The organism is Klebsiella sp. GL120222-02 (genome assembly GCF_003097195.1).
In the GTDB taxonomy this organism is placed as follows: domain Bacteria; phylum Pseudomonadota; class Gammaproteobacteria; order Enterobacterales; family Enterobacteriaceae; genus Klebsiella; species Klebsiella variicola.
Window position 1 is genome coordinate 75319 of sequence record NZ_QEQO01000013.1, and the last position, 21337, is coordinate 96655.

Consider the following 21337-nt stretch of genomic DNA (forward strand, 5'->3'; position numbering starts at 1 on the left):
GCTGTCATTGTTCAAATTTATTGATCGATATTTAACCCGCAATTAAACGCTGCGGATGGGTGTAGACTGTCGCCCTGCCCGGCTTGCAAAAGCCCACCAGCGTCAGATTGCAGCGCTCGGCCACTTCCACCGCTAAGGTGGTGGCCGCCGAGACTGCGAACAGGATCTCGACGCCGCACATCGCGGCCTTCTGCACCATTTCATAGCTGGCGCGGCTGGAGATCAGCGCGGCGCCATGCTGCCAGTCCTCGCCAATTTCCGCGCGCTGGCCCAGCAGTTTATCCAGGGCGACATGCCGGCCAACGTCTTCAAAACCGCCCGCCAGCTCGCCAGTCGTCCTGACCCAGGCAGCCGCATGGGTACAGCCGGTGAGTCGGCCGACCGGTTGAAAATCGTTAAGATGCGCCAGGGCGTGGTCGAGGTTGGCTAGATCGAACGTCTGAGTGAACGGTAGCGGCTGAACTGGCTTACCAATATCATTGAGCTGCTCGACGCCGCATACCCCGCAGCCGGTACGCCCGGCCAGCGCGCGACGCCGGGCTTTGAGCCCCATAAAACGTCGGCTGGAGAGCTCAATCTGTACCTCAAGGCCATTGCACACCGACACCACGTCCATGCCGAAAATCTCCCGCCGATGCTCGATAATCCCTTCGGATAAGGAAAAGCCGACGGCGAATTGCTCCAGGTCTTTCGGCGTGGCCATCATCACCACATGGGAGATACCGTTGTAGACCAGCGCGACGGGAATTTCTTCGGCTAACTCGTCTGGCTGAGGGTGTTGCAGATCCTCGCGTTTCCAGAGGGAGACCTGGCGATATCCTGTGACATTCGTCACATTTTTGATTTGTTCGAGAGGCTTCTTGTTCACTTTGCTTTAACCGTATTGGAACAGGCATACACACAATGTGGTATTCTGTTTTTATCCCTTCAGGAATGAGGGAAATTAGCCCTAATTCTGAACCTTTGCGGCCTTCACCGCAAAGCAAATAACTACATGTGACAATGTCGAAACAAGGAGCGAACCATGCAGGTCAGCAGAAGGCAGTTCTTTAAGATCTGCGCTGGCGGTATGGCGGGAACCACGGCAGCAGCGCTGGGCTTTGCCCCGGCAACTGCGCTCGCGGAGACACGGCAGTACAAATTGCTGCGCACGCGAGAAACCCGTAACACCTGTACATACTGTTCTGTCGGCTGTGGGCTGTTGATGTATAGCCTCGGCGACGGCGCAAAAAACGCCAAAGCATCCATTTTCCATATCGAAGGCGATCCGGATCATCCGGTTAACCGTGGTGCGCTCTGCCCGAAAGGGGCCGGTCTGGTGGACTTTATCCATTCTGAAAGCCGCCTGAAATTCCCGGAATATCGCGCGCCAGGTTCCGATAAATGGCAGCAAATCAGCTGGGACGAAGCGTTTGATCGCATCGCCAAGCTGATGAAAGAGGACCGCGACGCCAACTTTATCGCGCAAAACGACGCCGGCACCACCGTCAACCGCTGGTTAACCACCGGGATGCTGTGCGCCTCCGCCTCCAGTAACGAAACCGGTTATTTAACGCAAAAATTCACCCGCGCCCTCGGGATGCTGGCGGTGGATAACCAGGCGCGTGTCTGACACGGACCAACGGTAGCAAGTCTTGCTCCAACATTTGGTCGCGGTGCGATGACCAACCACTGGGTGGATATTAAGAACGCCAACCTGATCGTGGTGATGGGCGGTAACGCCGCTGAAGCGCATCCGGTGGGGTTCCGCTGGGCAATGGAAGCCAAAATTCATAACGGCGCCAAGCTCATCGTTATCGATCCGCGCTTTACGCGTACGGCGTCGGTGGCAGATTTCTATACCCCGATTCGTTCCGGTACCGACATTACCTTCCTGTCGGGCGTGATCCTGTACCTGCTGAATAACGAAAAATTCAACCGCGAATACACCGAAGCCTACACCAACGCCAGCCTGATCGTGCGTGAGGACTACAGCTTCGACGACGGGCTGTTCAGCGGCTATAACGCAGAAAAACGCCAGTACGACAAAACCAGCTGGAACTATGAGCTGGATGAGAACGGCTTCGCCAAACGCGATACCACGCTGCAACATCCGCGCTGCGTCTGGAACCTGCTGAAGCAGCACGTTTCTCGTTATACCCCGGATGTAGTCGAAAACATCTGTGGTACGCCGAAGGCCGACTTCCTTAAAGTTTGCGAATACATTGCCGAAACCAGCGCGCCGGATAAGACCGCGTCGTTCCTGTATGCTCTCGGCTGGACCCAGCACTCCATCGGCGCACAGAACATCCGCACCATGGCGATGATCCAGCTGCTGCTCGGCAACATGGGGATGGCGGGCGGTGGTGTCAACGCCCTGCGCGGTCACTCCAATATCCAGGGTCTGACCGACCTCGGCCTGCTCTCCACCAGCCTGCCGGGCTACATGTCGCTGCCGAATGAAAAACAGGCCGACCTGCAGACCTACCTGACGGCTAACACGCCGAAGCCGCTGCTGAAAGACCAGGTCAACTACTGGGGCAACTATCCGAAGTTCTTCGTCTCCATGATGAAAGCCTTCTTCGGCGACAAAGCTACGGCAGAAAACAGCTGGGGCTTTGACTGGCTGCCGAAGTGGGATAAGAGCTACGACGTTCTGCAGTATTTCGAGATGATGAATCAGGGCAAAGTGAATGGCTATATTTGCCAGGGCTTTAACCCGGTCGCCTCGTTCCCGAACAAAAACAAGGTAGTGGCTTCCCTGTCGAAGCTGAAGTTCCTTGTAACCATCGACCCGCTCAACACCGAAACGTCCACCTTCTGGCAAAACCACGGTGAGTCCAACGATGTTGACCCGTCGAAAATCCAGACCGAAGTATTCCGTCTGCCCTCCACCTGCTTCGCCGAAGAAAACGGTTCTATCGTCAACTCCGGCCGCTGGTTGCAGTGGCACTGGAAAGGCGCGGACGCCCCGGGGATCGCCGTGACCGATGGCGAAATCCTCGCCGGTATCTTCACTCGCCTGCGTAAGATGTATGCCGAAGAGGGCGGACCTGCGCCGGAGCCGGTGCTCAACATGACGTGGAACTACTCCACTCCGCACGAGCCGGCATCTGAAGAAGTGGCGATGGAAAGCAATGGTAAAGCGCTGGCGGATATCACCGACCCGGCGACCGGCGCGGTGATCGTTAAGAAAGGGCAGCAGTTGAGCTCCTTTGCCCAGCTGCGCGATGATGGCACCACCTCCAGCGGCTGCTGGATCTTCGCCGGTAGCTGGACGCCGGACGGCAACCAGATGGCGCGCCGCGATAACGCCGACCCGTCAGGCCTCGGCAACACGCTGGGCTGGGCCTGGGCCTGGCCGCTCAACCGCCGCATCCTGTATAACCGCGCCTCCGCGGACCCGCAGGGTAAACCGTGGGATGCGAAGCGTCAGTTGCTGAAGTGGGACGGCGCGAAATGGGGCGGCGTGGATATTCCGGACTACAGCGCCGCCGCCCCTGGCAGCGACGTCGGTCCGTTTATCATGCAGCCGGAAGGGATGGGCCGTCTGTTCGCTATTGATAAAATGGCGGAAGGGCCGTTCCCGGAACACTACGAACCGTTTGAAACGCCGCTGGGGACTAACCCGCTGCATCCAAACGTGGTCTCTAACCCGGCCGCTCGCGTCTTCAAAGGCGATCTCGAGCAGATGGGTAAGGCCGATAAGTTCCCTTACGTCGGCACCACTTACCGCCTGACCGAGCACTTCCACTACTGGACCAAACACGCGCTACTTAACGCCATCGCGCAGCCGGAGCAGTTTGTGGAGATTGGTGAAAAACTGGCGAATAAGCTTGGCATCGGCCACGGCGATACCGTGAAAGTTTCCTCTAACCGCGGCTATATCAAAGCCAAGGCAGTGGTGACCAAGCGTATTCGCACGCTGAAAGTTGACGGTAAGGATATCGATACCATCGGCATTCCTATTCACTGGGGCTATGAGGGCGTAGCGAAAAAAGGCTTTATTGCTAATACCCTGACGCCGTTCGTCGGTGATGCGAATACGCAGACACCGGAGTTCAAAGCTTTCCTCGTGAACGTGGAAAAGGTGTAACGGAGACGACTTATGGCTTATCAATCGCAAGATATTATTCGTCGTTCCGCGACTAACGGTTTCACCCCCGCGCCTCAGGCGCGGGACCACCAGCAGGAGGTGGCGAAGCTTATCGACGTCACCACCTGTATCGGCTGCAAAGCCTGTCAGGTGGCCTGCTCCGAATGGAACGATATTCGTGATGAAGTCGGTCACAACGTCGGGGTGTATGACAACCCGGCGGATCTGACCGCCAAGTCATGGACGGTCATGCGCTTCTCGGAGGTGGAACAAAACGACAAGCTGGAATGGCTCATCCGTAAGGATGGCTGCATGCACTGCGCGGACCCGGGCTGCCTGAAGGCCTGCCCGTCAGAAGGCGCAATCATTCAGTACGCCAACGGTATCGTCGACTTCCAGTCCGAGCAGTGTATCGGCTGCGGCTACTGCATCGCCGGCTGTCCGTTCGATGTACCGCGTCTGAACCCGGAAGACAACCGCGTCTACAAATGTACCCTGTGCGTAGACCGCGTGACCGTCGGCCAGGAGCCTGCCTGCGTGAAAACCTGTCCGACCGGCGCAATCCACTTTGGCTCCAAAGAGGATATGAAAACGCTGGCCGGTGAACGCGTGGCTGAGCTGAAAACCCGCGGTTATGACAATGCGGGCCTGTACGATCCGGCCGGCGTCGGCGGCACCCACGTCATGTACGTGCTGCACCATGCCGACAAGCCGAATCTGTACCATGGCCTGCCGGAAAACCCGGAGATCAGCCAGACCGTGAAGTTCTGGAAAGGCATCTGGAAACCGCTGGCGGCCGTCGGCTTCGCCGCGACCTTCGCAGCCAGTATCTTCCACTACGTCGGCGTCGGTCCGAACCGCGCGGAAGAGGAAGAGGACAACCTGCATGAAGAGAAAGACGAGGTGCGCAAATGAAAAGACGTGACACCATCGTGCGCTACACGGCGCCGGAACGCATCAACCACTGGGTCACCGCCTTCTGCTTCGTCCTGGCGGCAGTGAGCGGGTTAGGCTTTTTCTTCCCGTCCTTTAACTGGCTGATGCATATTCTCGGTACGCCGCAGCTGGCGCGTATTCTCCACCCGTTCGTCGGGGTGGTGATGTTCGCGTCGTTTATCATCATGTTTTTCCGTTACTGGCACCACAACCTAATCAATCGGGATGATATCTTTTGGGCGAAGAATATTCGTAAGATCGTCGTCAACGAGGAGGTGGGCGATACCGGGCGCTATAACTTCGGCCAGAAATGCGTGTTCTGGGCGGCGATTATTTTGCTGGTACTGCTGCTGGTGAGCGGTGTGATCATCTGGCGTCCGTATTTTGCGCCGGCTTTCTCAATCCCGGTGATCCGATTTGCGCTGATGCTGCATTCATTTGCCGCAGTGGCGTTAATTGTGGTTATCATGGTGCATATCTACGCCGCCCTCTGGGTGAAAGGCACCATTACCGCGATGGTGGAAGGCTGGGTTACCAAAACGTGGGCGAAGAAACATCACCCGCGCTGGTACCGAGAGGTCCGCCAGAAACAGGAAAAGTCATCTGAATGAGTATTCGCATAATCCCGCAAGACGAGCTGGGTTCGAGCGAGAAACGCACGGCGGAAGCAATTCCGCCGTTACTGTTCCCCAGGCTGAAAAATCTGTATAACCGCCGCGCTGAACGCCTGCGTGAGCTGGCCGCCAACAACCCGCTGGGCGATTACCTGCGCTTTGCCGCGCTGATCGCCCATGCCCAGGAAGTGGTGCTGTACGACCATCCGCTGCAGATGGATCTGACGGCTCGCATTAAAGCGGCCAGCGAACAGGGTAAACCGCCGCTGGATATCCACGTTCTGCCGCGCGACAAGCACTGGCACAAGCTGTTGCACTCGCTGATTGCCGAGCTGAAGCCGGAAATGAGCGGCCCGGCGCTGGCGGTCATTGAGAATCTGGAAAAAGCCTCTGAGCAGGAGCTGGAGCAGATGGCCAGCGCGCTGTTTGTTTCCGACTTCGCCTCCGTCAGCAGTGATAAAGCGCCGTTCATCTGGGCCGCGTTGTCGCTCTACTGGGCGCAGATGGCCAGCCTGATCCCGGGGAAAGCGCGCGCCGAATACGGCGAACAGCGTCAGTTCTGCCCGGTATGCGGCTCGATGCCGGTCTCCAGCATCGTGCAGATCGGCACCACTCAGGGGCTGCGCTATCTGCACTGCAACCTGTGCGAAACCGAGTGGCACGTGGTGCGCGTCAAGTGCAGCAACTGTGAACAGAGCCGCGACCTGCACTACTGGTCGCTGGACAACGAGCAGGCAGCGGTGAAAGCCGAAAGCTGTGGCGACTGCGGAACCTACCTGAAGATTATGTATCAGGAGAAGGATCCGAAAGTCGAAGCCGTCGCCGACGATTTGGCGTCCCTGGTGCTCGACGCCCGTATGGAACAGGAAGGCTTCGCCAGGAGCTCAATTAACCCGTTCATGTTCCCCGGCGAAGGGGAGTAAGTTCTGCAGTGTGATTTCGGGCGGCTCTTGCCGCCCGCTTTCCTTCTTGCGATACGAGCGTAGTCAGGAATGACTCACCCGCGTCACTGACTGTCATCAGAGACCAGCCTTTGGCTCGACACACTCGTTTCAGACGAGTTTGTCGCTCCCTTGTCGTCCTCCTGCCACTCGAATTATTCAGGGTGTAGTTCGTACGGCGTGACTACGCCAGGAATACCGGCAAAATCCTTCGTATTCCGCGTAATCAGTTCCAGACGATGGAGTTGCGCCGTCGCCAGAATGATGGCATCCGGCAGCTTAAGCTTATACTCCTGCCGCAGCGCAACGCTTCGCTCTGCAATATCCTGTGAGATGTTAATGATATTAAAGGTGCTTAGCGCCATTCGCGTACGCTGCTCCTGGTGATATTTTTTAGCGCCAACCATCACCTCCATCCAGGTAATCAGACTGATCGCATTCTGCGGTGGCCAGGCCTCCAGCGCCTGTTTGGCTTCGCGACGCCCGCTAAATAAATCAATAAGAATATTGGTATCAAAAAGCGCAGATCCGGAGGTCATTACCACTCCTTGCGTAGCTGACGTTGATATTCCATGCCGTCTTCTTCGCAGTCTTGCCACAGACCCAGCGCACTGGAGATGGTATCTTTAGCTCGATCTTGTTTCTCCAGATATTGTTCAACCGCTTCACGTAACAGTTCCGCTCGCGGAATGTTACGCTGCACTTTGAGGTCATCGAGACGTTGAATGACATCGTCTGATAAATCGAGAAGAATTCTGCCCATATCCCTTTCAGCCATCATGCTCATATATACCTCAAGTATATCACCAGTGATGAAGTTATGAGCAATCTACAGCTTTTGAAATCGGAAACAAAAAGGATTTTGCCAGGTAAACGCTTTTTTGCGAGCCGCTTTCCATAATGCACAGGCGACCTCAACAGGCCTGTATTTTCGCCATAATCCAGGCTATAACACTGGATATTAAAACAGTACAAGGAACTACATATGGCGCTGGAGAAAGGGATTGCTTCGCTGGTTGAGGCATTTATTGCGGCAGGTCGTCCGTCATCGCGCGATCAACATATTGATGATCGGAGGGCCGGCTATATCGCCAGTGCGGTACTCGCCGGGGAGACGGAAACGCGAGTGCGGGTGGAGGATATCACCCTGGAGGGGATGCACTTCCGCGTCGTTTCACCGCCCACTGCCGACGGCCTGCTACCCACGCTTATCTACTACCACGGCGGCTGTTTTGTCAGCGGCGGCTTTACCACCCACGATAACCAACTCCGTCAGTTAGCCATGTTCAGCGGTTGCCGGGTGATCGCTGTACAGTACCGCCTGGCGCCGGAGCATACCTTTCCGGCGGCGCACGATGATGCAGAACGAGGTGCTACGATTATCCACCGGCACGCGGAGCAGCTTGGTATTGATGCCTCGCGCATCACGCTGGCCGGCGACAGCGCCGGAGGCCATCTCGCCCTGGTCACGGCCCTGCGCCTGAAAGCGAAAGCGGCGTGGCATCCTGCACAACTGATTCTGATTTATCCGATGCTTGACCCCACCGCCAGCATGGCGAGCTACCTCAGCAATGGCGATGACTATGTGATTACCCGGGACACGCTACTGAGCGGCTACGAAATGTACCTCGCCTCGACGCCGGCAAACCATCCGGATGCCAGTCCGCTCTGGCGCGAAGATTTTAACGGGCTGCCACCGGTGCATATTCTGACGGCGGAGTTCGATCCTTTACGCGATGAGGGCGAAGTGCTGTACCGAAGGCTGACGGAGCAAGGGGTGGAGAGTTCCTGTCAGCGTTATCTGGGGGTGATCCACGGCTTCTTTCAGCTGGGTGGCGTCAGCCACGCCGCGCGTGATGCTATGCGGGATATCGCCTGGCGTGTGGCATCGCCAGGACGATAACGGCCAGAGGGCACTTACTCTTCCTCGTTGCCGCCCTCTTCGTACGAACCAAAAGGCTTCGCCGGCAGCACGATGTAGATCCCCTCGAAAACCGCACCCTGTTTATCATCGCCAAAAAGCTCCACCTGCATTTGCACGCGGGCTTTACGCCCACGCGCCAGGCGGTCGAGGTCGCCGCTCAGCGACCCCAGGTCGGCGATGGCGCTGGGGCGGCCGCTAATGGGCTGACTGTATCGAATATGCGCATCCGCCAAAATGATGGTGCCCCCCAGATGCCGCTCGCGCAGCATCAGCCAGATAAGTCCCCATCCGGTCAGGGTCGCTAACGAAAACAGGCTACCGGCAAACAGCGTATGGTGCGGATTCTGGTTCCCCGCTTCCGGCATGGTGGTTATAAATTTCTGCCCGGTGTACTGCTGAATGCGTACGCCCATTTTTTCACTCAGCGGGATATGCTGATACCACGCCTGCTGGAGCTGCGCGCACCAGTCGCCACGGTGCAAAATATCGTCCAGCGACGCGATCGGTTTAATCATCAGAAAATGACGGATCGGCGTGGTGGTCGGGGTAGTGATCTCCCCCTGATTGACAAAGCCAAGCTTGGCGAAAAACTCCACCGCATCTTCGCGGGCGCTACAGGTGACCCGCTTCACCCCTTCCTGACGCGCTACCGACTCCAGGGTCATCGCCATCAGCGTCCCCAGCCCTTTATCCTGTACGGAGGGATGAACGGCCATAAAGCGAATGGAGGCTTCATTTTCCGCATTGATATACAGTCGGCCGACGGCAACCAGATTGCCCTCTTCATCCACCACCATCTGATGATGCGCCATCGCATCCCAGGCGTCGCGTTCCGATCCTTTTGGCTGATGCAGCGGCTTACGCAGCATCTCCCAGCGGAACTGGTAGTAGCTCTCTAACTCTTCTGCTGTTTGCGGTACACGAAGGTGATACATAGTCGTACTCTCTTTTGTTACCCGCAGCCTGCCCGGAAGCTGGGTCATACCTGCAACCAAAAGGTCACGGGACCATCATTGACCAAAGAAACCTGCATATCCGCAGCGAATCTTCCGGTCTGGGTGTTCATTTCCTGCTGGCGACAGCGGGCGACGAAATACTCATATAGCGCCTCGGCGCGGTCAGGGGCAGCGCCTTTCGAGAAACTCGGTCGCATCCCCCGCTCGGTATCCGCCGCCAGCGTAAATTGCGAAACCACCAGCACGCTGCCGCCCGCCTGCTGGACATTCAGGTTCATTTTCCCTTCCGCATCGCTGAAGATGCGGTAGCCCAGCACCCGTTCACAAAGGCGATTCGCCTTTTGTTCATCATCGTCTTTCTCGACGCCCAGCAGCACCAGAAGCCCCGGACCAATTTCGCCCGTCACTTCATCCTCCACGGTAACGCTTGCACGGGATACGCGTTGAATTAATGCAATCATGGTTGTTATGTTTCTTCTGTTTTAAGTTTGCGGTATTCACCGAGAGTGACAGTTATTTCAGCGCCAAGCAAGACGATACACCAGGTCCAGTACACCCAGACGAACAAAATCGGCACCACCGAAATCACGCCATAAATTAACTGATAGGACGGAAAGGTGGTGATATAGAGGGCAAACGCTTTTTTACCTGCCTCGAACAGCAGCGCCGCCACCAGCGCCCCGATCACTGCATCGCGGTTACGCACCTGGGTGGTCGGTACAATACTGTAGAGCAGCCAGAATGCCGCCCATGAAAGGATCAGCGGGAAGAGGCGGAGTAGATTATCAATCACGCCGTCCAGATCGCTCGCCCAGCGCAGCGACAGCAGATACGAACTGATCGCCAGGCTGGCGCCTGCCAGCAACGGGCCAAGAGTCAGGATCATCCAGTAAACGGCAAAGGAGTAAACTTTGGGACGGCTGCGCGTGCTGCGCCAGATGGTGTTTAGCGCGCTGTCGATCGAGTACATCAGCAGCAGCGAGGTGACGATCAGGCCAAACGCGCCTACGGCGGTCATACGGCTGGAGTTAGCCACGAACTGTTCGATATACCCCTGAATCACATCCCCGGTCGCCGGAATAAAATTGGCGAAGATAAAATGGCGAATCTGCACGCTGACTTCGGAAAACATGGGAAAGGCCGCAAACAGCGCGAACACGACGGCTATCAGCGGCACCAGGGAAAGTAATGACACATAGGCGAGGTTCCCCGCCAGAGTCGTCATATGGTCTTCATCAATGCGCCGCCACAGCAGCTTAAGCCAAGCCAGCAGCGGCCGGGTATGGTGGTGTAATTTTTGCTGAACGGTTTTTAGCATAGCTGATTCGCGAAATAGTCAGGGATGGTCTTCTTCCCGGTCACCAGAATACTGGTGATCCCTAACCGGTTGGCCCCTGCTATATTATCGACGTTATCATCAAAAAAGACCGTATCTGCGGCGGAAAACCCCTCTTCTTCCAGTACTCGCAGATAAATTTCCGCTTCAGGCTTACGCAATCCCATCTCCTGTGACAGATAAATGCGATCGGCGGCAGCGCGCACTTCCGGGTATTCATCGGGCCAGAATGTGGTGTGAAGACGATTGGTATTGGAGAGCACCACCACCCGATGCCCCTGGGCACGAAGTTTATGCATGATGGTAATTACCTCCGGGCGCAGCGCGACAAATACCGCCTGCCAGCCGTGAGCAAACTGCTCATAGCTGAGGGACATATTCATTTCATGACACATGGCGGCGGCAAAGTCTTCATCGCTAATCTCGCCACGCTCATGCTGGTGGAAAGCCTCTCCCATGGTGAAATGCTGCTTCAGCGTCGCCAGCGGGATGCGGGTTAAATCACTCCAGGCTCCCAATACCCGGTTGAAGTCAATGTCGACAATCACATTACCTAAATCAAAGATATAGAGCATTTTTGTCTCCTTCCGCGCCGTGGAAAATTAACTTTAGCGGGAAAGGCAGGATTTGACTATTGGCTTATGATGCAGGAATGAAAAAAAGAAACCCCGCCGGAGAGGCGGGGTTTAGCGAACAACAACAAGAAAAATTACTCTTCTTTTGCACCGCGCATTGCGCGTTTACGGTCGTTCTCAGTCAGGTGACGTTTACGGATACGGATAGACGTAGGGGTCACTTCTACCAGTTCGTCGTCATCGATGAACTCCAGAGCCTGCTCCAGGGTCATCTTAATCGGCGGAACCAGAACCGTTGCTTCGTCAGTACCGGACGCACGCATGTTGGTCAGTTTCTTACCGGTCAGGCAGTTTACCGTCAGGTCGTTAGAACGACTGTGAATACCGATGATCTGGCCTTCGTAAACTTCAGCGCCGTGGCCGAGGAACAGCTTACCGCGATCCTGCAGACCGAACAGGGCGAACGCAACCGCTTTACCCTGACCGTTAGAGATCAGTACGCCGTTGTTACGCTGACCCACTTCGCCCGGACGAACGTCGTCGTAGTGGCTGAAGGTGGAGTACAGCAGACCGGTACCAGAAGTCATGGTCATGAACTCTGAACGGAAGCCGATCAGACCACGGCTTGGGATCACGTAGTCGAGACGTACGCGGCCTTTACCGTCTGGATTCATGTTTTTCAGGTCGCCTTTACGCTCGCCCAGCGCCTGCATGACAGAACCCTGGTGCTGCTCTTCGACGTCCAGCGTCACGTTTTCGAACGGCTCTTGTTTACGGCCATCGATTTCGCGGAAGATAACTTTCGGACGGGAAACCGCCATCTCGAAACCTTCACGGCGCATGTTTTCAATCAGAACGGACAGGTGCAGTTCACCACGGCCGGAAACGCGGAACGCATCAGCGTCTTCGGTTTCTTCAACGCGCAGCGCCACATTGTGCACCAGCTCTTTGTTCAGACGGTCCAGGATCTGGCGAGAGGTAACGAACTTACCTTCTTTACCGCAGAACGGAGAGGTGTTGACGTTGAAGAACATGGTTACGGTCGGCTCATCAACGGACAGTGCCGGCAGCGCTTCGACATTCTGCGGATCGCAGATGGTGTCGGAGATGTTCAGCTCGCCCAGACCGGTGATCGCGATGATGTCGCCAGCTTCGGCTACGTCACTCTCGATACGCTCCAGACCCAGGTGAGTCAGCACTTTACCGACTTTACCGTTACGGGTTTTGCCTTCGCTATCGATGATAGTGACCTGCTGGTTCGGCTTCACTTTACCGCGTTTGATGCGGCCGATACCGATGACGCCAACGTAGTTGTTGTAGTCCAGCTGGGAGATCTGCATCTGCAGCGGACCGTCAAGGTCAACGTCCGGCGCCGGCACGCGATCAACAATCGCCTGGTACAGCGGGGTCATGTCGTCAGCCATGTCTTCGTGGTCCAGGCCCGCGATACCGTTCAGCGCGGACGCGTAAACGATCGGGAAGTCCAGCTGTTCGTCGGTCGCATCAAGGTTAACGAACAGGTCGAAGACCTGATCGACAACCCAGTCCGGACGGGCGCCCGGGCGGTCAACTTTGTTGATGACCACGATCGGCTTCAGGCCGTGGGCAAAAGCTTTTTTGGTCACGAAGCGCGTTTGCGGCATCGGGCCATCAAAGGCATCGACCACCAGCAGCACAGAGTCAACCATGGACATAACACGCTCAACCTCACCTCCGAAGTCGGCGTGCCCTGGGGTATCAACGATGTTGATACGGTAATCATTCCATTTGATTGCGGTGTTTTTCGCGAGGATGGTAATCCCACGCTCTTTCTCCAAATCGTTGGAGTCCATCACACGTTCTTGTGCTTCAGTACGTGCGTCGAACGTACCGGATTGCTGTAGCAGCTTGTCAACCAGGGTAGTTTTACCATGGTCAACGTGCGCGATGATGGCGATATTACGCAGATTTTCGATCACAACTTTGCCTCAGGCATTAGAAATAGCGCGTTATTGTACACGTATTAAGCGAAGGACTGAACAGGATCACAAACATCCTCCGCAAACAAGTATTGCAGAGTTTCTTTGTGACCGCTTTCACGGAGCGATAAAAGGGCACCGTAACAAAAATTGCACCAAAATGGTGCTCAATGTTCACACTGAGGCACTACTTTGGTGCATTATCTCCATCATGGTGCAGTCCTTTTGCACTATGGTGCGCATGATACAGCGTTTTATAGGGCATTTAAAAGTTGGCACAGATTTCGCTTTATATTTTTTAAGGCAACAACGCCACTTTTAAGCAGTATGAAGTTTTCGTTACCACGACGACAATGACCAATCCGGGAGAGTTTAAGTATGTCCGCTGAACACGTTTTGACGATGCTGAACGAGCACGAAGTGAAGTTTGTCGATCTGCGCTTCACCGATACCAAAGGTAAAGAACAGCACGTCACGATTCCGTCTCATCAGGTAAATGCCGAATTCTTCGAAGAAGGCAAAATGTTTGATGGCTCCTCGATCGGTGGCTGGAAAGGTATCAACGAATCTGACATGGTCCTGATGCCGGACGCTTCCACCGCGGTCATTGACCCGTTCTACGAAGAACCGACCCTGATCATCCGCTGCGATATCCTCGAGCCAGGCACCCTGCAGGGCTATGACCGTGACCCGCGCTCCATCGCGAAACGCGCTGAAGAGTACCTGCGCGCCACCGGCATCGCTGACACCGTCCTGTTCGGGCCAGAACCAGAATTCTTCCTGTTCGACGACATCCGTTTTGGCGCCTCTATCTCCGGCTCCCATGTCGCGATCGATGACATCGAAGGTGCGTGGAACTCCTCCACCAAATACGAAGGCGGTAACAAAGGTCACCGTCCGGGCGTGAAAGGGGGTTACTTCCCGGTTCCGCCAGTAGACTCTTCTCAGGATATCCGTTCCACCATGTGTATGATCATGGAAGAGATGGGCCTGGTTGTTGAAGCTCACCACCACGAAGTGGCTACCGCAGGTCAGAACGAAGTGGCAACCCGCTTCAACACCATGACCAAAAAAGCGGACGAAATTCAGATTTACAAATACGTTGTTCACAACGTCGCTCACCGCTTCGGTAAAACCGCGACCTTTATGCCGAAACCAATGTTCGGCGATAACGGCTCCGGCATGCACTGCCATATGTCTCTGGCGAAAAACGGGACTAACCTGTTCTCCGGCGACAAATACGCAGGTCTGTCTGAGCAGGCGCTGTTCTACATCGGCGGCGTAATCAAACACGCTAAAGCTATCAACGCCCTGGCGAACCCGACCACCAACTCCTACAAGCGTCTGGTCCCGGGTTACGAAGCGCCGGTTATGCTGGCTTACTCTGCGCGTAACCGCTCTGCCTCCATCCGTATTCCGGTGGTGACCTCTCCGAAAGCGCGTCGTATCGAAGTGCGCTTCCCGGACCCGGCTGCCAACCCGTACCTGTGCTTTGCGGCGCTGCTGATGGCTGGCCTTGATGGTATCAAGAACAAAATCCATCCGGGCGAAGCAATGGACAAAAACCTGTATGACCTGCCGCCGGAAGAAGCGAAAGAGATCCCGCAGGTTGCAGGCTCTCTGGAAGAAGCCCTGCAGGCCCTGGATGCTGACCGCGAGTTCCTGACGGCTGGCGGCGTGTTCACCAATGACGCTATCGATGCTTACATCGCCCTGCGTCTGGAAGAGAACGACCGCGTACGCATGACTCCGCATCCGGTTGAGTTCGAACTGTACTACAGCGTCTAATTTTGCTGTAAATCCAGGGTATGTCGTGTTGTGGCGCGGGATGCCCGGGATATTTTGTTGCCGTGGAAACTTTCAGCCCATCTCAGGATGGGCTTTTTTCTCCACCAACACGCTGATCTCGCGAGCTTTTTACCGATAAAAAGCTATACTGCACTAAATTGGTGCACTCATTTTCAGGAGACTGTCGAATGGCAACAGGCACACTGCCCGATGCTGGGCAGATCCTCAACTCTCTTATCAACAGTATCTTACTGGTCGATGATGACCTGGCGGTGCACTTTGCCAATCCTGCGGCGCAGCAGCTGCTGGCGCAAAGTTCACGCAAGCTGTTTGGCACCCCGTTACCTGAGCTGTTGAGCTATTTTTCATTGAATATCGGGCTGATGCAGGAGAGCCTGCAGGCGGGCCAGGGGTTTACCGATAACGAAGTCACGCTGGTTATTGATGGCCGCTCGCACATCCTGTCGCTGACCGCCCAGCGGCTGCCGGAAGGCTTTATTCTGCTGGAAATGGCGCCGATGGATAACCAGCGCCGCCTGAGCCAGGAGCAGCTGCAGCACGCGCAGCAGGTCGCCGCCCGCGATCTGGTCCGCGGCCTGGCACATGAGATAAAAAATCCGTTAGGCGGCCTGCGCGGCGCGGCACAGCTGCTCAGCAAAGCCCTGCCCGACCCGGCGCTAACGGAATATACCAAAGTGATCATCGAGCAGGCTGACCGGCTGAGAAATCTGGTCGATCGCCTGCTTGGGCCACAGCATCCGGGCATGCACGTTACTGAAAGTATCCATAAAGTCGCCGAGCGGGTAGTGAAACTGGTCTCCATGGAGTTACCGGACAACGTGAAGTTAATCCGTGATTACGACCCCAGCCTACCAGAGCTACCCCACGACCCGGATCAAATTGAACAGGTGTTGCTGAACATCGTCCGTAATGCGCTGCAGGCGCTGGGGCCGGAAGGGGGTGAAATTGTTCTCCGCACCCGCACCGCTTTCCAGCTGACGCTGCACGGGGTGCGTTATCGCCTCGCCGCACGTATTGACGTTGAAGATAATGGCCCGGGTATTCCGCCCCATCTCCAGGATACGCTGTTTTATCCGATGGTCAGCGGCCGCGAAGGCGGTACCGGCCTGGGCTTATCTATCGCCCGCAGCCTTATCGATCAGCACTCCGGCAAAATTGAATTCACCAGCTGGCCGGGTCATACCGAATTTTCGGTATACCTGCCTATTCGGAAGTAGAGGTGTTTATGCAACGAGGGATAGCCTGGATCGTTGATGACGATAGCTCCATCCGCTGGGTGCTTGAACGCGCGCTCACCGGAGCCGGCTTGAGCTGCACAACGTTCGAAAGCGGCAATGAGGTGCTAGATGCCCTCACCACCAAAACCCCGGATGTACTGCTGTCAGATATCCGTATGCCGGGAATGGATGGTCTGGCGCTGCTCAAACAGATTAAGCAGCGTCATCCAATGCTTCCGGTCATCATAATGACCGCGCATTCCGATCTGGACGCTGCGGTTAGCGCTTATCAGCAAGGCGCGTTTGATTATCTGCCCAAACCTTTTGATATTGATGAAGCCGTCGCCCTGGTCGACCGGGCGATAAGCCACTATCAGGAGCAGCAACAGCCGCGAAATGCGCCAATAAGCAGCCCAACTGCCGACATCATCGGCGAAGCGCCGGCAATGCAGGATGTCTTTCGCATTATTGGCCGTTTGTCGCGATCATCCATCAGCGTGCTGATTAATGGCGAATCCGGTACCGGTAAAGAGCTCGTCGCTCACGCCCTGCATCGTCATAGTCCACGTTCAAAAGCGCCGTTTATCGCACTGAATATGGCGGCAATACCCAAAGACCTGATTGAGTCCGAGCTGTTCGGGCATGAAAAAGGGGCCTTTACCGGCGCCAATACCGTCCGCCAGGGACGCTTCGAACAGGCTGACGGCGGCACGCTATTCCTGGATGAAATTGGCGATATGCCGCTTGATGTCCAGACTCGTCTGCTGCGCGTGCTGGCGGATGGCCAGTTTTATCGCGTGGGCGGTTACGCGCCGGTGAAGGTCGATGTGCGGATCATCGCCGCCACCCACCAGAACCTGGAACAGCGCGTGCAGGAGGGGAAATTCCGTGAAGATTTGTTCCACCGCCTGAACGTGATCCGGGTGCATTTACCGCCGCTGCGCGAGCGCCGGGAAGATATTCCACGCCTGGCCCGCCATTTTCTGCAGATAGCCGCCCGCGAGCTCGGTGTTGAAGCCAAACAGCTGCATCCGGAAACGGAGACAGCGCTGACACGCCTGGCGTGGCCTGGCAACGTCCGTCAGCTGGAAAACACCTGTCGCTGGCTCACCGTCATGGCCGCCGGCCAGGAGGTACTGACGCAGGATCTGCCGAGCGAACTGTTTGAGACCACGGTTCCGGACAGCCCGACGCAGATGCAGCCCGATAGCTGGGCGACGCTGCTGGGTCAGTGGGCCGATCGGGCGTTGCGATCCGGTCATCAAAACCTGCTCTCAGAAGCGCAACCCGAAATGGAGCGCACACTGCTGACGACCGCCCTGCGCCATACCCAGGGGCACAAGCAGGAGGCTGCGCGTCTGCTGGGATGGGGTCGTAATACCCTGACGCGTAAGCTAAAAGAGCTGGGAATGGAGTAGTGATTAACGGCATGATGAAAATTAGCCGTTCAGCGCAAAGTGCTGCTATTTTGTACTTTACTGTTCCGATGAGTTGAGTATGATCGTGCCCGGCATTAGGGGAGAGCATCATGTTTGAATCACTGGTGAGTATGATATCGAGCGGCGCCGCAGCCAGTCACACGCCACAAACGGCAGTCGCTGCCGTGTTGTGCGCTGCGCTGGTCGGGCTGTTCAGCTAATGGTTCCCCTCTCCTGCGGCCGCGGGAGAGGGGAAAACATTAAATGACCCGGGAGAACTGTTGCATCCGAGCTTTTTGCCGTAGATAGGCATCAAAGCACATGCAGATATTGCGGATCAGCAGTCGGCCTTTCGCCGTCACCTGAATGGCCTTATCATCCACAGCCACCAGCCCGTCATGCGCCAGCGGCGCCAGCAGCTTCAGGTCTTCAGCAAAATAAGACTGAAAATCCACATCCCACTGCGCCTCTACGGCCCCAATATCCAGACGGAAATTACAGATCAACGCCTTAATCACGTCGCGACGTAAACAGTCATCGCGGGTTAACGCGATCCCGCGCCATAGAGCGTCCCCTTGCTCTGCCACCTGCTGGTAGTACAGCTTCAGCTCTTTTTGGTTCTGGGCGTAGCTGTCGCCAATCATGCTGATCGCGGACACGCCCATCCCCAGCAGATCGGTATCCCCCTGGGTGGTGTAACCCTGGAAATTGCGGTGCAGTATGCCATGACGTTGCGCGACCGCTAATTCATCGTCTGGGCGAGCAAAGTGGTCCATGCCGATAAACTGATAGCCTGCCGCCGTCAGCGAGCCGATGGTCTCCTGGAGGATCTCCAGCTTCTGTTCAGCGGAGGGGAGATCGGCATCTTTAATTTTGCGCTGTGCGGCAAAGAGCGTGGGCAGATGCGCATAGTTAAACACGCTCAGGCGGTCAGGATTGAGCTCGGCGACCTTTTGCAGGGTAAAGGCGAAGCTCTCCGGCGTTTGCTTCGGCAGGCCGTAGATGAGGTCGATATTGGTCGAGGTAAAACCAATCTCCCGCGCATGGTGGAGCAAATCAAAGATGAACGCTTCGTCCTGCTCACGGTTAACCAGGCGCTGAACCTCTTTATTGAAGTCCTGCACGCCCATACTCAGGCGGTTGAACCCCTCGGTGCGTAAATGATCGAGGACATCCAGCTCGATCTCACGTGGATCGACCTCAATGGAGATCTCGGCTTCCGCGCTGAAATGGAAGTGGCTGCGCAACAGATCCATCAGGCGACTGATTTGCGCCTTATTGAGATAGGTTGGCGTACCACCACCCCAGTGCAGTTGCTTAACCTGGCGACTGGCAAACAGCGGCGCGCGGTGGATGATCTCCTGTTCAAGGACATCGAGATATTGATCGGCCTTATGCTGCTGGCGGGTGACTATCTTATTGCAGCCGCAGAAATAACACAGCTTATGGCAAAACGGGATATGCACGTACAGCGACAGGGGACGCTGTGGGTAACGGGCCACAGCGGCATCGAATTCCGCCGCGCCAAATTGCGGTGAAAACTCCAGCGCGGTGGGATACGAGGTATAGCGCGGCCCGGAATAGTTATATTTCTGGATCAGGGCCAGATCCCAGTCGATTATCTGCTCAGACATGCTCACTCCTTCCGATGGTGCCGCCGACGGGTACGCCGTCCCGGCCCCACCGCACCGCGGGTCATGAGCCGGTTGCGCAGCCATTTCTGACGCCGCGACAACCGTCGTAGTTTAACGAATAACCACAGCAGATAACATATAACCAGAAGGGTTATAAGCAGTACCGGGAATCCGATGGGATGCAAATGTTAGTTTCCACCCTTCAGCAGACGCATCATATCTTCCTGACGCTCTTCCTCTTCTTCATCTTCGTCATCGTAAGAGAGGCCGAGCTGCTGCATCAGCTCATCAATGCGATCCAGTTTGGCGTCCACCCAGCTCTGCTCTTCAGCATTCAGGGTGCCCCCCTCTTCCAGACGTTCCAGCAGCGCGTCCAGGCGCTCATCATTCTCCAGCAACTCCAGCTCAGCCTGCGGTGAAAGCATAGGTTTCTCGCTCTTTGGTTTATGCTGCTTGGGGGCTGGGGTGCTGCTTTCGCTCACGCCCAGCGGGATCGGTTTTTTACTGCCGACGCGCGGGTCTTGCGTCTGGCTCTGTTTTTTGCCCGCTGAAGCCGCATCGCCGCCGTTCGCGCGACTGCCTGCCGCGTGGCCACGATGTTTCTTCTGCCGTTTGCGATCGCGAGCTTCCTGATTTAACTCTTCACGCGACTTGCGGCCGGATTTGCCACGGGTGGCGGATGTCGGTTTTTTCATGGTGTGTAATCTTCAGACAGTATTATTCAGTATAGAATTGAGGCGGAATCTAGCAGAAAGCAAGCAAAGAAAAAAGGCGACAGATTACTCTGTCGCCTTTTTCCTCACTGACCACCCTTAACGGGCTTCTTCTTTCCCTGTTCGCTAACGACTTACCCTGTCTTTCCCTTAGCGTCCAACGGTCCCTGTTTCTTCCTTTTCCCTTTGAAACGTCTCCAAGACGCGCGTCATCCTGACTATCCTGTGGTCTTCGCCTCCTGGCGCTTCCTGACCCCTCGTCCTGAGTCTTAATCCTTTCAGCATCCCCGCCGTTGTGTATTACTTTACCCTGTTGACAAAAATCGACAACCAGCCAGGCCGTTAAAAAAACATTTTCAGATTTCTCTATTTTTATAACTTGTTTGTTTTCAGTTAATTACATCTGTATCGTCTTATTTTTCTCAGGTATGTCCTATACGAAGAATAGTCAATGTCTCACAAACCATATGGTTTTTACTTACAGGAACGGCGTGCGGTAAAAACAGCCTTTTTCTGCTGTTCAGGTATAATCCCTGCCATAGCCTGTTTTAACGGAGACGACCGTCTTGACCAACTGGAATTATCAACTGACGCACTTTGTCACTAGCGCGCCAGATATCCGCCATCTTCCTGCCGATACCGGCATTGAAGTGGCGTTCGCCGGCCGCTCCAACGCGGGAAAATCCAGCGCGCTAAATACGCTGACCAACCAGAAGAGCCTGGCGCGTACCTCCAAGACTCCTGGACGTACGCAGCTGATTAACCTGTTCGAAGTCGCCGAGGGCAAACGCCTGGTTGACCTGCCCGGCTATGGTTATGCGCAAGTACCTGAAGAGATGAAGATCAAGTGGCAGCGCGCGCTGGGAGAGTATCTGGAAAAACGTCTGTGCCTGAAGGGCCTGGTGGTGCTAATGGATATTCGCCACCCGCTTAAAGATCTCGATCAGCAAATGATCGAGTGGGCGGTAGAAAGCGATATTCAGGTGCTGGTGCTGTTGACCAAAGCCGATAAGCTCGCCAGCGGCGCGCGTAAAGCGCAAGTGAATATGGTGCGTGAAGCGGTACTGGCCTTCAATGGCGATATTCAGGTTGAACCTTTCTCTTCGCTGAAAAAATCTGGCGTGGATAAGCTGCGACAGAAGCTGGATAGCTGGTTTAACGAAATCCCGCCGCAAGAAGCCGTTGAAGACGCCGAGTAACCCCCGCTTTTTCCGGATAACGGCGCGTAGCG

20 protein-coding genes are annotated in these 21337 nt (G+C 55.7%); 10 read left to right on the forward strand and 10 right to left on the reverse strand.

Annotated features, from left to right (window positions below; genetic code table 11):
- Nucleotides 1-31: 31 nt before the first annotated feature.
- Nucleotides 32-868: a formate dehydrogenase accessory sulfurtransferase FdhD gene (fdhD, locus tag N438_RS26280; protein WP_116696589.1), complete on the reverse strand. Its 837-nt coding sequence runs from the start codon at nt 866-868 to the stop codon at nt 32-34.
- Between the two features lie 156 nt (nt 869-1024).
- Between fdhD and fdnG the strand changes: the two genes are divergently transcribed.
- Genes fdnG through fdhE form a run of 4 tightly spaced genes read left to right on the forward strand, consistent with a single transcriptional unit; the run spans nt 1025 to nt 6548 of the window.
- Entirely contained in the window at nt 1025-4075 is a 3051-nt protein-coding gene (fdnG, locus tag N438_RS26295; RefSeq protein WP_094030659.1) for a formate dehydrogenase-N subunit alpha, read from the forward strand.
- Between the two features lie 12 nt (nt 4076-4087).
- Complete coding sequence (fdxH, locus tag N438_RS26300) at nt 4088-4990, forward strand: formate dehydrogenase subunit beta (protein WP_002882822.1); 903 nt, start codon at nt 4088-4090, stop codon at nt 4988-4990.
- Nucleotides 4987-5622, forward strand: a complete 636-nt coding sequence (fdoI, locus tag N438_RS26305) for a formate dehydrogenase cytochrome b556 subunit (protein WP_008807902.1) — start codon at nt 4987-4989, stop codon at nt 5620-5622. The genes fdxH and fdoI overlap by 4 nt, the downstream gene beginning before the upstream one ends.
- Nucleotides 5619-6548: a formate dehydrogenase accessory protein FdhE gene (gene fdhE, locus N438_RS26310; RefSeq protein WP_004150358.1), complete on the forward strand. Its 930-nt coding sequence runs from the start codon at nt 5619-5621 to the stop codon at nt 6546-6548. Before fdoI ends, fdhE begins: the two co-directional genes overlap by 4 nt.
- Nucleotides 6549-6721: 173 nt before the next feature.
- On the opposite strand, the gene N438_RS26315 is transcribed toward fdhE, so the two are convergent.
- The gene (locus N438_RS26315; RefSeq protein ID WP_008807903.1) at nt 6722-7105 is read right to left on the reverse strand and encodes a type II toxin-antitoxin system VapC family toxin; all 384 of its coding nucleotides are present in this window, start codon (nt 7103-7105) and stop codon (nt 6722-6724) included.
- Nucleotides 7105-7347: a CopG family transcriptional regulator gene (locus tag N438_RS26320; protein WP_004150355.1), complete on the reverse strand. Its 243-nt coding sequence runs from the start codon at nt 7345-7347 to the stop codon at nt 7105-7107. The genes N438_RS26315 and N438_RS26320 overlap by 1 nt, the downstream gene beginning before the upstream one ends.
- 204 nt (nt 7348-7551) lie before the next feature.
- Between N438_RS26320 and N438_RS26325 the strand changes: the two genes are divergently transcribed.
- Complete coding sequence (locus N438_RS26325) at nt 7552-8469, forward strand: alpha/beta hydrolase (protein ID WP_064166397.1); 918 nt, start codon at nt 7552-7554, stop codon at nt 8467-8469.
- Between the two features lie 14 nt (nt 8470-8483).
- On the opposite strand, the gene fabY is transcribed toward N438_RS26325, so the two are convergent.
- From fabY to typA, 5 genes are all read right to left on the reverse strand, one after another.
- Nucleotides 8484-9425, reverse strand: a complete 942-nt coding sequence (gene fabY / locus N438_RS26330; RefSeq protein ID WP_012543287.1) for a fatty acid biosynthesis protein FabY — start codon at nt 9423-9425, stop codon at nt 8484-8486.
- A 44-nt stretch (nt 9426-9469) separates the two neighbouring features.
- The gene (gene dtd / locus N438_RS26335) at nt 9470-9907 is read right to left on the reverse strand and encodes a D-aminoacyl-tRNA deacylase (protein ID WP_012543288.1); all 438 of its coding nucleotides are present in this window, start codon (nt 9905-9907) and stop codon (nt 9470-9472) included.
- Nucleotides 9908-9912: 5 nt separating this feature from the next.
- Complete coding sequence (locus N438_RS26340) at nt 9913-10764, reverse strand: virulence factor BrkB family protein (protein WP_116696590.1); 852 nt, start codon at nt 10762-10764, stop codon at nt 9913-9915.
- Nucleotides 10758-11357, reverse strand: coding sequence for a glucose-1-phosphatase (gene yihX, locus N438_RS26345; protein ID WP_008807908.1), 600 nt, complete (start codon nt 11355-11357; stop codon nt 10758-10760). The genes N438_RS26340 and yihX overlap by 7 nt, the downstream gene beginning before the upstream one ends.
- Before the next feature lie 134 nt (nt 11358-11491).
- Nucleotides 11492-13315, reverse strand: coding sequence for a ribosome-dependent GTPase TypA (typA, locus tag N438_RS26350; protein ID WP_008807909.1), 1824 nt, complete (start codon nt 13313-13315; stop codon nt 11492-11494).
- A 378-nt stretch (nt 13316-13693) separates the two neighbouring features.
- Between typA and glnA the strand changes: the two genes are divergently transcribed.
- The 4 genes from glnA (at nt 13694) to N438_RS28460 (ending at nt 17980) form a co-directional block, all read left to right on the forward strand.
- On the forward strand, nt 13694-15103 hold the full coding sequence (glnA, locus tag N438_RS26360) for a glutamate--ammonia ligase (RefSeq protein WP_004203622.1): 1410 nt from the start codon (nt 13694-13696) through the stop codon (nt 15101-15103).
- A 188-nt stretch (nt 15104-15291) separates the two neighbouring features.
- Nucleotides 15292-16341, forward strand: a complete 1050-nt coding sequence (gene glnL / locus N438_RS26365) for a nitrogen regulation protein NR(II) (protein ID WP_008807910.1) — start codon at nt 15292-15294, stop codon at nt 16339-16341.
- Nucleotides 16342-16349: 8 nt separating this feature from the next.
- Nucleotides 16350-17759: a nitrogen regulation protein NR(I) gene (gene glnG, locus N438_RS26370; protein ID WP_008807911.1), complete on the forward strand. Its 1410-nt coding sequence runs from the start codon at nt 16350-16352 to the stop codon at nt 17757-17759.
- Nucleotides 17760-17869: 110 nt separating this feature from the next.
- Nucleotides 17870-17980: a YshB family small membrane protein gene (locus N438_RS28460; RefSeq protein WP_004152951.1), complete on the forward strand. Its 111-nt coding sequence runs from the start codon at nt 17870-17872 to the stop codon at nt 17978-17980.
- A gap of 39 nt (nt 17981-18019) precedes the next feature.
- Here N438_RS28460 and hemN read toward each other — a convergent pair whose 3' ends face one another.
- Together hemN and yihI are read right to left on the reverse strand one after the other, a co-directional pair.
- On the reverse strand, nt 18020-19393 hold the full coding sequence (gene hemN, locus N438_RS26375) for an oxygen-independent coproporphyrinogen III oxidase (RefSeq protein WP_032756510.1): 1374 nt from the start codon (nt 19391-19393) through the stop codon (nt 18020-18022).
- Nucleotides 19394-19581: 188 nt separating this feature from the next.
- Nucleotides 19582-20088: a Der GTPase-activating protein YihI gene (gene yihI, locus N438_RS26385; RefSeq protein WP_008807913.1), complete on the reverse strand. Its 507-nt coding sequence runs from the start codon at nt 20086-20088 to the stop codon at nt 19582-19584.
- A gap of 584 nt (nt 20089-20672) precedes the next feature.
- Here yihI and yihA point away from each other — a divergent pair.
- A complete protein-coding gene (gene yihA, locus N438_RS26390) occupies nt 20673-21305 on the forward strand; it encodes a ribosome biogenesis GTP-binding protein YihA/YsxC (protein WP_008807914.1) in 633 nt (210 codons plus the stop codon).
- The last annotated feature ends 32 nt before the right edge of the window (nt 21306-21337 follow it).

Coding starts and splice junctions, on each gene's coding strand:
- glnG (WP_008807911.1), top strand. CDS start 16,350: ATGCAACGAGGGATAGCCTGGATCGTTGATGACGATAGCTCCATCCGC.
- fdhE (WP_004150358.1), top strand. CDS start 5,619: ATGAGTATTCGCATAATCCCGCAAGACGAGCTGGGTTCGAGCGAGAAA.
- N438_RS26320 (WP_004150355.1), bottom strand. CDS start 7,347: ATGATGGCTGAAAGGGATATGGGCAGAATTCTTCTCGATTTATCAGAC.
- hemN (WP_032756510.1), bottom strand. CDS start 19,393: ATGTCTGAGCAGATAATCGACTGGGATCTGGCCCTGATCCAGAAATAT.
- N438_RS28460 (WP_004152951.1), top strand. CDS start 17,870: ATGTTTGAATCACTGGTGAGTATGATATCGAGCGGCGCCGCAGCCAGT.
- yihX (WP_008807908.1), bottom strand. CDS start 11,357: ATGCTCTATATCTTTGATTTAGGTAATGTGATTGTCGACATTGACTTC.
- N438_RS26315 (WP_008807903.1), bottom strand. CDS start 7,105: ATGACCTCCGGATCTGCGCTTTTTGATACCAATATTCTTATTGATTTA.
- glnA (WP_004203622.1), top strand. CDS start 13,694: ATGTCCGCTGAACACGTTTTGACGATGCTGAACGAGCACGAAGTGAAG.
- fdxH (WP_002882822.1), top strand. CDS start 4,088: ATGGCTTATCAATCGCAAGATATTATTCGTCGTTCCGCGACTAACGGT.
- N438_RS26325 (WP_064166397.1), top strand. CDS start 7,552: ATGGCGCTGGAGAAAGGGATTGCTTCGCTGGTTGAGGCATTTATTGCG.
- fabY (WP_012543287.1), bottom strand. CDS start 9,425: ATGTATCACCTTCGTGTACCGCAAACAGCAGAAGAGTTAGAGAGCTAC.
- yihI (WP_008807913.1), bottom strand. CDS start 20,088: ATGAAAAAACCGACATCCGCCACCCGTGGCAAATCCGGCCGCAAGTCG.
- N438_RS26340 (WP_116696590.1), bottom strand. CDS start 10,764: ATGCTAAAAACCGTTCAGCAAAAATTACACCACCATACCCGGCCGCTG.
- glnL (WP_008807910.1), top strand. CDS start 15,292: ATGGCAACAGGCACACTGCCCGATGCTGGGCAGATCCTCAACTCTCTT.
- fdoI (WP_008807902.1), top strand. CDS start 4,987: ATGAAAAGACGTGACACCATCGTGCGCTACACGGCGCCGGAACGCATC.
- dtd (WP_012543288.1), bottom strand. CDS start 9,907: ATGATTGCATTAATTCAACGCGTATCCCGTGCAAGCGTTACCGTGGAG.